Below are 11,684 nucleotides of genomic sequence, written 5' to 3'. Positions count from 1 at the left end.
GAGCGACAGATGGAAGATGAGGCAAAGACAGCGCAAAAAAAATACTCGCGCCCAATGGTTCTCAGTCAACAGCCGGTGCGATTCGAGACCGCACAAAGCTGGAATAAAGGGCACGGCAACCTGAATCACCCAGGCAAAGGAAATGGCGGTATTAATTATCCGAATCCGCCCTACACCGGACCGCACAACGGCAAAGGAAAAGGGAAATAAGGATGGAAATCTTCTATTCCCTGATTGGTGATCATATCATTCAAGTGATTAGCCAGTCACAAGTCTGCATGGGCTTTATGCATAAGTACTTCCCAATGATGGATCCCCCCTCACGTCAAGCAGATCTTATCATTTATCTGAAAGAGGGATATGGGATCCCTTTCTATAACTACAACGTAGCTATTACCCAAGAAGAGGATGCCATCTTGTTCCGCAGGGCCGATTATTTGATCGAAGCCAAAACGGATTATGGGTATGCTGTGATTTCCGTGCATAATGAGCTGGCGCTCAAGCATGCTTTCATGAATCTATACAGCTCTTATGTGGTCCATCATCGTTGGGGACTGCTGATTCACTCTTCCTGTGTTATGGAAAAGGGAGCCGCGTACTTGTTTGCAGGTCACTCAGGAGCTGGGAAATCGACGGCGGCTAAGCTATCGTATCCCAGAGAGCTTCTATCCGACGAAGCAACGATCGTGAAGATCAGCTCCGAGCAGATTACGGTGTATAACTCCCCTTTCCGGAGTGAGCTGAACCGAACAGGACTTGAGCAGGCAGGGCCGTTGGCAGGCATATATTTATTAAAGCAATCGCTTCATAATCACGTCGTTAGGCTTAGCAGGTCCAATGGATTTCTTGAGCTGATGGATAAAGTGTTTTATTGGTCCCCTAGCCCTACAGGGAATGTGAGCATACTCCAATTGTTGCAGCAAATGGTCAAACATGTCGCTGTTAGCGAGCTGCATTTTCAAAAAAACGATACTTTTTGGGAGTTGATTTCGTCATGACTAGGTACCTTCGGATGAATGATTATGAGTCTATTCAACTGGATATGGAATGGATAATCTTGAATACGGATGAGTATACCTTAACAAAGTTGAATGGCGTGGGCGGATTCTGCTGGTCTTTGCTCGGTGAAGCTCAGACCGTAGGCTCCATCAGTGAAGCAGTACGCAAAGAGTTCGATTCGGTTGACGAGACCGTTGAGGAGGATATTGAAGCATTCTTGCATGACATGATTGGACGAGGTTTAGTTCAGCATGCCGGTGGATAAGGTATCCTTGCAGTTGGTTACTCAACTGATGGAAAAGAGGGGCTGGATCGAGCTTCCAGCTCGTGGAACGAGCATGTATCCGTTGATTAAACAGGGCGATATTTGCCGCTTTGTTCCCACAGAGGCTGCAAATATAAGAAAAGGGGACATCCTGCTCTTTCATGTGCCGCTCGGAAACTTGGTCGCGCATCGTTTCTCCCAATGCGTAAAGAGAGACCAGCAGCAATATCTATGCAAGGGAGATACCAATCTAGCGTATGACGAAGCTATTGTATGGGATCAGATCATTGGCAGAATGACCTGGATACAACGAGATGAGCGCATTATCCATGTGACAGAATTGGCTGTTTATCTATGGGGGCGTCTGGTCCTTGCAGTCCCGTTGATTTCGTTATGTTTAAGAATGTATTTAAATCGAAGAGAAGGTATAAAGGCATAGACTTTCTTTCTATGGAGTGTCGCAGGTATGTTGGGAATGTTAACCTTGAAAGATGCTCGCAGAACCTATTCCGTATTGAAGCCTTATGTCCTTCAACATCGTAAGGTGTACGGAGGTCTATTCTTCTTAGTATTCGTTGAAATCGCTCTAACCTTAGCTTTTTCGTGGTTTTTTGGTGCGATTACGGATGCGGCTATTCATAGCAGCTTCGAACGTATGAAATGGTTAGTACCGCTGGGCGCTGCGTTGGTTCTAATAAGTGTTGCATCTACATATCTAAATACCCTATGGGAGACCATTGCCACGAATGCCGTCAAAAGAGACTTTTCCTCGCATGTCTTCAACCATATTTTGCAAGTACCTGGCAAACAGTTCACTGGCTTACATTCCGGGGATCTCATGTCACATTTCACCAATGATATTCACAACCTGGATGGGGTTATTGGCAGCGGGCTTATTCAACTGATGAAGTTACCCTTCATCTATGCCGCCGTTTTTATTTACTTATGGCAACTGAATTGGCAGCTAGCACTCTTAAGCGTATTTGTTGCGCCAGTTGCCATGGTTTCCGGTGTTATATTGGGCTTATTGCTTCGGACGAACAATCGGTTCATTCAGGAGCGGGTAGCACAAATCAATACACTGCTGAATGAAACATTCCATGGATTCTTCGTAATTCGATCCTTTTTAATGGAAAGAACGATAGCGGCCAAGTATGCCGCTAATCAGCAGCAGTTGTATGAATTAGAGCTGAGCAATGCCAGATTGCGAGGTTGGTTTTATGTAGGAAGCCAAGCGGCTGCCTCTATCACCTTCCTGTTAAGTCTTTGTATTGGTTCGTATTTTGTCTCAGGCGGCATTTTAACCGTTGGCGCTTTGCTGACGTTTGTTAACTTGGTTCATCATTTGGTCTATCCGCTAACGGAGTTGGCAGGACAATGGGCGGGGTTCCAAAAGTCTGCTTCAGCGATGGAGAGAATATGTAAGATCCTGGAGATGGAGAAGGAATCAGATAGCTTGCCAAGTATGCCCGCTTCTAGGCCTGTAGTAACATCAATTCAACTTAAGGATATTACATTCAGCTACGAGGGGAAAAGCAGCCTATTTGACCATTTTAACTTGCAAATTCCAGTTGGAAAAGTCGTGGCGATAGTCGGATTAAGCGGGGCAGGCAAGACCACTTTATTTCATCTGCTTCAGGGTTTCTATAAGCCGCAGTCAGGCGCCATTTTCATGAATGGCAGGCCTACGACCACGCTCACCATCTCGGAGCAGCGGAGTTTCTTCGCTCATGTTTCTCAAGAAATCACGTTATTCAGCGGGTCGATCAGGGAGAACTTGCTCGTAGCGCGGCAAGGCCTAACAGATGTCCAGATGATGGAGGCTGCGGAAGCAGCAGGTATTCATGACTTTATTGCAGCTCTTCCCCAAGGTTACGATACCGAGGTAGGGGAAAAGGGAGCCAAGCTGTCTGGCGGACAACGACAACGATTAGCCATCGCGCGTGCCCTATTGAAGGATGCGCCTGTTCTTCTGCTGGATGAGAGTACATCCGCCTTGGACAGCGAAACGGAGTATCAAGTTAAGGATGCTATGCAGAAACTTCTGAGCAATCGCACGACCACCACGATCATTATTGCTCATCGATTATCAACGATTCGGGATGCCGATCTTATTGTTGTGATGGATAAAGGGAAGATCGTGCAAATGGGACATCATGATGAAATTATGAAGCAGGAGGGGCTATACCCTCGATTAATTCGCTTGCAATCGCAGAGAGGAGTTCCGAGCCTTGATAATTCCTTTGATACAAGCGTTATATGATCCTCACACCCGGATGCCTCGTGATTTGCCGTTCTATGAGCAAGCAATCAAGGAGATTGAATGCGGCGCGTTATCCTCACAAATCTATTACTTATTAAAGCAATGTGACAGATGGGCACAGGTGCCGCTTTTTTTCCAAGAGCGATTAACACTGCAATATCATGCAACACTATGCCTCAATGTATTTATTAAACATCAAACAGATCAGTTGCTTAGTGAATTGGAAAACTTGGGAATCCCAGTGATTCCTCTGAAGGGTGTATATTTTGCTGAGAAATATTTCGGCCATCTTGGGGCAAGAGCCACAACCGATATAGATCTGCTGCTCCACAAATGTGATTTGCAGCAGGCAATCGCGTGTGTGAAGCTTCTTGGCTACACCATCGAGCAGGAGGGAGCTTCTTCGCATTTCCATGCAAGTTTTTCCAAGCAATTGCCGCATAGCCGAATCCCTCTGACCGTTGAGCTTCACTGGGATTTACTTATCGAAAAAACGTCTAATCTCACTATCAGCGAATTTTGGAAACAGGCCACACCAATGGCATCGTTCCAGTTTGTGAAGGAACTATCCGAGTACCATACGTTTTATATGATTTGTTTGCACGGGTGGAGTCACTATATGGATTCTCCCAAATATTTTATAGACATTATCCAAATGCTTCATCGCTATCCGGATCACATCCATTATTCTCATTTATTTCGAGATGCGGCTGTTCACCAAACATTAAGGAGAATGATCCGGACGCTAGTTCATGTCTATGCGCATTTCCCCCATCTATCAGACATCAAAGAACTTCCTGTTCAGCACAAAAATAAGCTATATGGAAAGTACCAAACAACCAAACGCCGAAATTTCGAGCAATTGGCCAGTAAAATATATCATAAGTTTTTTATCTTTGATTCACTCACCCATACTTTGGCAGCTCTTATTCATTTCACGAATCGGTTAGGCAATCTGCCGCTCTCCCATAAAATTAAAAAGATGTAGGAAGTTGTTGACAGTTTAGAAGTAAGGTGGTATTCTGAGGATGTTCTCGATAAAGAACAAATGAACGAACAGATTCACGAAGCCTTTCGTGGAATGTTTAGCTAATATTTTGGCTTAAATCGGTAAAGACGTTCTTTAACGAGAACGATAAAAAGAAAAATTCATGTATGATATAGCAGTACGGAGGAAATGCATGAGTGCTATTGCCGGAATCTATCACCTCAATCAAGAGACTGTCACGCAGCAGGGTCATCTCTTAATGCAAGGTCTGGAGAAATATCCAGCGAACGATATCCGAACGTGGACTAGCGGACACATGTTTCTTGGCTGCCATGCCCAGTGGATTACGCCTGAAGCGATCCATGAACGCTTGCCCTACCGCGACTCGGAGAGTGGGCTGGTCATTACGGCCGATGCGATTATTGATAACCGTGATGAACTGTTTCAGCTTCTGCAGGTGGAGCCGAGTCTGCGAAACAGCATGTCGGATAGTGAATTGATTATGCGTTCTTACCAGAAATGGGAGCGGGATGCCCCGAACTATTTGGTCGGAGATTTCGCCTTCATGATCTGGGACGTAAGAAATCAAAGATTATTCGGAGCTAGAGACTTTTCCGGAAGCCGCACCTTGTATTATTTCCATGACCGAGACAGATTTGCCTTCTGTACGATTATTGAACCACTCCTGTCCCTTCCTCATATGGAGAAGAAGATGAATGAGCAGTGGCTGGCTGAATACCTGGCAATATCGGCGCCCGTTGATGGCGTTGACGGTTTCATTACGCCTTATCTGCATATCGAACAAGTACCTCCATCCCATAGCTTGACGGTAACCAGAGACCATGTCTCATTGGAGAAGTACAGCACGATAACGGCAGAGCCGCTAAAGCTGAAGTCAAATGAGTATGTAGAAGCCTTTCAGGAAGTGTTTCAACGATCGGTAGATGCTCGTCTTCGCACTTATCGTGGAATAGGCGCGCATTTGAGCGGCGGATTAGACTCAGGTTCTGTCGTAAGCTTTGCGGCGAAGTCGCTTCGGAAGGACAATAAACGCTTGCATACGTTCAGTTATATTCCTACGAGTGATTTCAAGGATTATACAGCAAATCAATTAATGGCCGATGAGAGTCCCATGATCCAATTAACGGTCAAGCATGTTGGGGGCATAGCGGATCATTACTTGGACTTCCAAGGGAAGAATTCATATTCGGATATCGATAGCTTGCTTGAGACGATGGAGATGCCCTACAAGTTTTTTGAGAATTCTTTCTGGATGAAAGGAATGTTCGAGAAAGCGAAAGAGGAAGGCGTCGGCGTCCTTCTGAGCGGTACTCGAGGGAATTTGAGTATTTCTTGGGGCTCTGCTTATGATCATTATGCGAAGCTGATGAAGAAATTGAAGTGGGTACAGCTTGTCCGGGAACTGCATCAATATAGTCAAAATATTGGCGGCCAGCGGCTGCGCAGTCTTCCGACCGTAGCGAGAGTAGCCTTTCCCTTTCTGGATCGCATGCTGGAGAAGGGCACTTCGCACAAGTTTCCTGTTCTCATCAATCCGGAATTTGCGAGCCAAAGCAAAGTGTTCGCCAAGCTTAAGGATTATGGGATTGATGGATCAGGCTGGTTCGCAACCTCGAACATCTATGAGCAAAGACATCGGCATTTCCATGATGGATTCCACTGGAATGCCACGAACACGCTGACAACCAAGTTATCCTTGCAGCATGCCTTATGGCAGCGAGATCCTACGAATGATCTGCGTGTGATTCGGTTTTGCTTATCCGTACCGGAAGAGCAGTATGTGCAGAATGGATTAGATCGAGCACTGATCAGAAGATCCACTGAAAAGCTGCTGCCCGACGCGATCCGTTTGAATCAACGAATCAGGGGCGTCCAAGGAGCTGACTGGGTGCATCGCATGACACCGCATTGGGGCTCATTCATCGCTGATGTGCAGCAATTAAGCAACGATTCCGATGCTCTAAGATATTTGGACGGGGCCCAGATCAAGGCAGCCCTAACGAAAGTTATGGCGGGGGCACGTCCAGAATTCGCTACGGATTCGGATTATAGAATCTTAATGCGAAGCTTGATTGTTTACCGCTATATGCAAAAATTTGCTTGAGAGGAGGTGAAGGATATGAAAAAAGAATGGAAAAAACCAGCGCTTGAGGTTCTTGAAGTAAGCATGACGATGGCTGACCCAAGAAATGGGAATCACCTTGATTATGCTTACCCATCAGGTACTCCTCGCGACCAATTAACGTATAGCTAATAATGAACTTCAATCTGCTTGGATTTCGGTACATAGGAAACCATGTGGGCAGCTGGTACTTTGAGGTTTATAGGTAAAGGTCCTTATACATCAAGCCGTATAAGGACCTTTAGCATAATTATGGATGTGATGGAGTGAAACGCATGTTGAGCATTGAGCAGCATACCTGTTATCTGGCTTTTGGTTTAATGATAGCAAGTGATTTGGATTTCCCTGAACTTAAGCAAACAAACAGCGTAGCAGCATCTTCTGACATTGTCATTAAATTGGGACTGGACGGCACGCATGGCCCGTTTGCTGAGGCATACGAAAAGCCTAATACGTATCTGGTCACAGATCATACGGTGATGTTCTATGTGCCTAAAGTTGCCTTATTTGCTGTGCAGGACGGCAAGCTCATCTCTGTTGTCCCTGAACCAGATGCAGATGAAAATGAAATTCGATTGTACATTCTGGGGACATGTATGGGGGCAATCCTCATGCAGAGAAAAGTGCTTCCTCTACATGGCAGTGTTGTCGCCATTCAAGGCAAGGCTTATGCCATCGTTGGGGAGTCAGGTGCTGGGAAGTCCACGCTTGCCTCAGCATTCATGAAGCAAGGCTACCAGCTTCTTACAGATGATGTCATAGCGGTTTCACTGTCCGAGGCGGGAGATGTCCCTTATGTGACATCGTCGTATCCGCAGCAGAAGCTTTGGCAGGAAAGCTTAGCAAGCTTCGGCATGGAAGCCAGCCAGTACCGCTCGATTTATGGCAGGGCAACCAAATACAATGTCCCCATGGCTGGGAACTACTATGCGGGCACTCTTCCGCTTGCCGGCGTTATTGAGCTTGTGAAATCGGAGGGGCAAGAAGCCGAGATTCGGCCGATCGAGAAGTTAGCTCGCTTGCAGACCCTATTCGAGCATACGTTTCGGAATTTTTTTATCCCCCAATTAGGCTTAACAGATTGGCACTTCCGCACTTCGGTAAGCGTGGTGAAACAGATTGCAATGTATCGACTCTCCAGACCGATGACGGGGTTTACAGCGCCTCTGCTCGTAGCGACAATTCTGCAAGCTATCCATAAGGAGGAATAGACGATGTTGAAGAATCAAGCCATTTCGCTGCAATATTATTATGTGCAAGGCAAAGGCAACATTGTAAGTGATATGGGTGGCGAGAAAGTCATGCTCAGCATCCACAATGGGAAGTACTACAATTTAGGTGAAATTGGCGGGAGGATTTGGGAATTATTATCGCAGCCAGTAGGAATTGCTGAGATTGTGACCTCATTAATGTCCGAATACGAGGTTGAACAGCGTGAATGCGAGCTTGAGGTGATTTCCTTTATCGAAATGCTTTCCAAAGAAGGACTAATCGAATCCGGTGAAGATCATGGGCTTCTTTAGAAAAATTAAATTATTATTTTCGCTAGAGATGAAAACCGTACTTCTATATGTAGAGGTTTTATCCTATTTGGGCTGGGCCCGTATGCAAATCTCGGTGCCGTTCTCTAAGGTTGCCCCAACGCTTGGGGTTAAGATGGAAGAAACGCCACAGGAGAAGCAGGATCGAAACAGAACCGAGCTGATTCGGATTCAAGATGCCATTCAACTTATAAGTCAGCATACGCCATGGGAAAGCAAATGCTTAGTGAAGGCCATTGCTGCATCCAAAATGCTAGCCAAGCGGCGCATTGCCAGCACGCTATATTTGGGAACGGCCAGGGACGAATCGGGTAAAATGATAGCTCATGCTTGGCTCCGCAGCGGTCCTTACTATATTACGGGAGCCGAAGGCATGGAGAAGTTTGCGGTAATCGGCAAATTCGCTAAATATGTAAGTGAATAGAGGATGAAGGAGATTAAGATGACTAACCTTTCCCATTCAGATTCAACGCTTTTCTCTAAAGAACTAAACGTGCTCCTCTCCATTATGAAAATGAAGATAGGGAATAACGACCTGTCTACCTATAGAGACTGTTTAAGTGAGATCAATTGGGGGGAATTCTTGCAGCTAGCGAGGCATCACCGGGTGTATCCCAATCTGTATGCCAAGCTTAAACAAGCAGGAGAGACCCTTGTTCCTCCGCAGGTCTTAAGAGAGCTGCAGCAGGATTATCAACATAATACCTTCACGATGCTGCACTTGAGCGCCGAGATGGCGAATATAGCGAAAGTGTTCTCCGACTCCGACATCCGTGCGATCATGCTCAAAGGTCCTGTCCTGGCAGTTGATCTCTATGGAGATATTTCTTTGCGTACCTCGGGTGATTTGGATGTGCTCATCCCGATTCAGAACGTGCAGCAAACAGAGGATTTGCTGTGCAGGCTTGGATATGTCAAGGATGATGAATACAAGACGATACTTAATGATTGGAAGTGGCGGCATCACCATGTTACGTACAATCACTTCCAAAAAGGAATTAAACTGGAAATTCATTGGCGTTTAAGTCCTGGTCCCGGCAAGGAGCCAACGTTCAATGAGCTCTGGGAGCGCAAAAGAATCAGCCCTATTGCCAATCATCCTATCTATTATTTGGGGAGAGAGGATTTATTTCTATTTCTTGCTTCCCATGGAGCCCGCCATGGTTGGTCGCGATTGCGGTGGCTGGCCGATATCGACCAGCTGGCTAGACAGGAGTTGGATGAGAGCAAGCTGCAAGATCTGCTTAAGAAGCATCAGCAGCTGCATATTGGCGCCCAAGCGATTATTCTCGCTGTGCGAATTCTCCACACACCGTTAACACCAGAGCTTGAAACGTTAGCCTCCGTCAAGCGGGCAGATCGGCTGGCTGAAGCGGCTTACTTTTATATTCGGCAGAAAATAAATCTGCATACGTTTCCCGTGCCACCGCATGTATCCAGCTATCACAAACGGCACTTATTCGCGCTCATGGCGACGCGGCAAAAAATACTGTTTGTCTTAAGCTTCCTTCACCCTTATCCAGAGGATGCCGAGACGTTGAGGTTGCCTGAATCACTGCATGTTCTGTATTTCCTCTTGCGTCCGTTTCTATGGGCTTGGAGAAAAACGAGGAAGAATGTTGTTTCACAGGGAGAATTATAATGGAACATCTGTTGTATTTTACGAAGCAGCTGCACACCTATGCGGGCAAGATTATCTATCTTAACTTAATCGGCATGACACTGATCAGTCTCCTCGACGGGCTAGCGATATTCTTATTGATTCCATTGCTCAGTATTAGCGGAATCCTGAACAGCAGTACCGGCTTCAGTCTCCCGACAGCTTTCTTGGACGTCATCAATGGGCTTCCGAAGTCAGGGGCACTGCTTCTTATCATGGGTATTTACCTCGTATTGATCTCCGGTCAAAGCATCGTTCAACGTAATTTCAATCTTCGGGATGTTCGCATTCATACCGGCTTTATCAATCATGTCAGATTAGAGACCTATAAAGCAATCATGCAGGCTAATTGGGACTTTTTTATCAAAAGAAGGAAATCGGATCTTATTAATTCCCTTACGGATGAATTAGGACGGGTGACCAGCGGAACCTTCATCTTCCTGCAATTCGCAGCTTCTATTGTCTTCACGCTTATTCAGGTCGGCATAGCTTTCTGGCTGTCCCCGATGATGACCGTATTTGTGATCATTTGCGGACTGGCTGTCTCTTATTTCTCCCGGGTATTCATCAAGAGGTCTAAGCTGCTGGGCCAAGAGACATCCGAGCTTGGCAGAAGCTATATTGGCGGTATGACGGATCACCTGAATGGCATTAAGGATATCAAAAGCAATATGCTGGAACAATCCAGAATTCAATGGTTGATGACGTGGTGTCAGAAATTCGCGCAGGAGCGTTTGGCACTGGCCCGAATAAGTGCTAATTCCCAGCTTTATTTTAAAATATCGTCCTCTCTTATCATAGCTTTCTTCATCTGCCTATCAGTCCTGTTTTTTCAAACTCAGGGGCAGCAGCTTGTCTTGGTTGTCCTCATTTTCTCAAGACTATGGCCGAGATTTACTAGTATCCAGTCCAATTTGGAGCAAATTGCCGCAGCGATACCTGCCTTCAAAACACTCATGGAATTGCAAAATGAATGCAGAGAAGCCAGAGAGATCAGAGAAACAGGAGACTTCGTAGAGCCAGTCCAAATCATGGAGAGATTAGAATGCCGAGACGTATCTTTCTTTTATAACACCAATGAAGGTCGATATGCACTTCAGGATATCAATGTGAGTATTCCTTCGAAACAAATGACAGCGGTCATTGGTAAGTCCGGCGCGGGCAAGAGTACTTTGATTGACATCCTCATGGGGCTTCTGCAGCCGCAGCAAGGGCAAGTATGCATGGACGGCGTTCCGCTTACACCAGATAACTTGTTGTCCCTTAGGAAATCAATCAGCTATGTGCCTCAGGACCCGTTCTTATTTAACGGCAGCATCCGGGATAATTTGTTATTGATTGATGCGAATGCGACAGAGGAACAGCTGTGGGAGGCACTTGAATTTGCGGCATCGGCAGAGTTCGTCCGTAAACTTCCCCAAGGTTTGGATACGATGATCGGAGATCGTGGTGTTCGGCTGTCTGGCGGTGAACGGCAGCGTCTTGTTCTAGCCAGAGCTATTCTTCGCAAGCCGTCAATCCTTATTCTGGATGAGGCAACTAGTGCGTTAGATCGGGAGAATGAAGCCAAAATTCAAGAAGCCTTGGATCAGCTGCAAGGAAAATTGACGATGATCGTCATTGCACACCGATTATCAACCATTCGCAAAGCAGATCAAGTCATTGTTATCGATGAGGGGAAAATCATTCAGATGGGAGACTATGACCAACTAGCTCGTGAACGAGGCGGAATGTTTTCAACCATGCTGGGCAATCCCATAAGCGGTGCTGTCAATTATGTAAACAATTAAGCTGGTGTAAATGTTCTCTATTGAAGCATATACGC

The 11,684-nt window shown here is 46.0% G+C and carries 13 protein-coding genes; all 13 read left to right on the top strand.

Annotation, left to right across the window (positions count from 1 at the left end; all coding sequences use genetic code 11):
- The first annotated feature begins 9 nt into the window (after positions 1-9).
- The 13 genes from BC351_RS18175 to BC351_RS18120 all read left to right on the top strand — a co-directional run bounded on the left by BC351_RS18175 (position 10) and on the right by BC351_RS18120 (position 11,649).
- On the top strand, positions 10-210 hold the full coding sequence (locus BC351_RS18175) for a hypothetical protein (RefSeq protein ID WP_079414160.1): 201 nt from the start codon (positions 10-12) through the stop codon (positions 208-210).
- Between the two features lie 2 nt (positions 211-212).
- Positions 213-998, top strand: coding sequence for a hypothetical protein (locus tag BC351_RS18170; protein WP_079414159.1), 786 nt, complete (start codon positions 213-215; stop codon positions 996-998).
- Positions 995-1,264 carry a PqqD family protein gene (locus BC351_RS18165; RefSeq protein WP_079414158.1) on the top strand — a complete coding sequence of 90 codons (270 nt, stop codon included), beginning with the start codon at positions 995-997 and terminating at the stop codon, positions 1,262-1,264. The genes BC351_RS18170 and BC351_RS18165 overlap by 4 nt, the downstream gene beginning before the upstream one ends.
- The gene (locus BC351_RS18160) at positions 1,251-1,703 is read left to right on the top strand and encodes a signal peptidase I (protein WP_079414157.1); all 453 of its coding nucleotides are present in this window, start codon (positions 1,251-1,253) and stop codon (positions 1,701-1,703) included. Before BC351_RS18165 ends, BC351_RS18160 begins: the two co-directional genes overlap by 14 nt.
- A 27-nt stretch (positions 1,704-1,730) precedes the next feature.
- Entirely contained in the window at positions 1,731-3,527 is a 1,797-nt protein-coding gene (locus BC351_RS18155) for an ABC transporter ATP-binding protein (protein ID WP_079414156.1), read from the top strand.
- A complete protein-coding gene (locus BC351_RS18150; protein WP_079414155.1) occupies positions 3,496-4,515 on the top strand; it encodes a nucleotidyltransferase family protein in 1,020 nt (339 codons plus the stop codon). The genes BC351_RS18155 and BC351_RS18150 overlap by 32 nt, the downstream gene beginning before the upstream one ends.
- Positions 4,516-4,708: 193 nt before the next feature.
- Complete coding sequence (locus BC351_RS18145) at positions 4,709-6,640, top strand: lasso peptide isopeptide bond-forming cyclase (protein ID WP_079414154.1); 1,932 nt, start codon at positions 4,709-4,711, stop codon at positions 6,638-6,640.
- 15 nt (positions 6,641-6,655) lie between these two features.
- Positions 6,656-6,790 (top strand): paeninodin family lasso peptide, encoded by a 135-nt coding sequence (locus tag BC351_RS41625; protein WP_144028442.1) that lies wholly within the window; start codon positions 6,656-6,658, stop codon positions 6,788-6,790.
- Between the two features lie 143 nt (positions 6,791-6,933).
- Positions 6,934-7,869, top strand: a complete 936-nt coding sequence (locus BC351_RS18140) for a phosphoenolpyruvate carboxykinase (ATP) (RefSeq protein WP_079414153.1) — start codon at positions 6,934-6,936, stop codon at positions 7,867-7,869.
- A gap of 3 nt (positions 7,870-7,872) precedes the next feature.
- Positions 7,873-8,181 (top strand): lasso peptide biosynthesis PqqD family chaperone, encoded by a 309-nt coding sequence (locus tag BC351_RS18135; protein WP_079414152.1) that lies wholly within the window; start codon positions 7,873-7,875, stop codon positions 8,179-8,181.
- The gene (locus BC351_RS18130) at positions 8,168-8,623 is read left to right on the top strand and encodes a lasso peptide biosynthesis B2 protein (RefSeq protein WP_079414151.1); all 456 of its coding nucleotides are present in this window, start codon (positions 8,168-8,170) and stop codon (positions 8,621-8,623) included. The genes BC351_RS18135 and BC351_RS18130 overlap by 14 nt, the downstream gene beginning before the upstream one ends.
- 18 nt (positions 8,624-8,641) lie before the next feature.
- On the top strand, positions 8,642-9,841 hold the full coding sequence (locus BC351_RS18125) for a nucleotidyltransferase domain-containing protein (protein WP_079414150.1): 1,200 nt from the start codon (positions 8,642-8,644) through the stop codon (positions 9,839-9,841).
- Positions 9,841-11,649, top strand: coding sequence for an ABC transporter ATP-binding protein (locus tag BC351_RS18120; RefSeq protein WP_079414149.1), 1,809 nt, complete (start codon positions 9,841-9,843; stop codon positions 11,647-11,649). Before BC351_RS18125 ends, BC351_RS18120 begins: the two co-directional genes overlap by 1 nt.
- Positions 11,650-11,684: the final 35 nt, after the last annotated feature.

The organism is Paenibacillus ferrarius, assembly GCF_002027705.1.
GTDB classification, from domain to species: Bacteria; Bacillota; Bacilli; order Paenibacillales; family NBRC-103111; genus Paenibacillus_E; species Paenibacillus_E ferrarius.
Note: the sequence above shows the minus strand (reverse complement) of the source record. Positions and strands in the feature narration are given on the sequence as shown.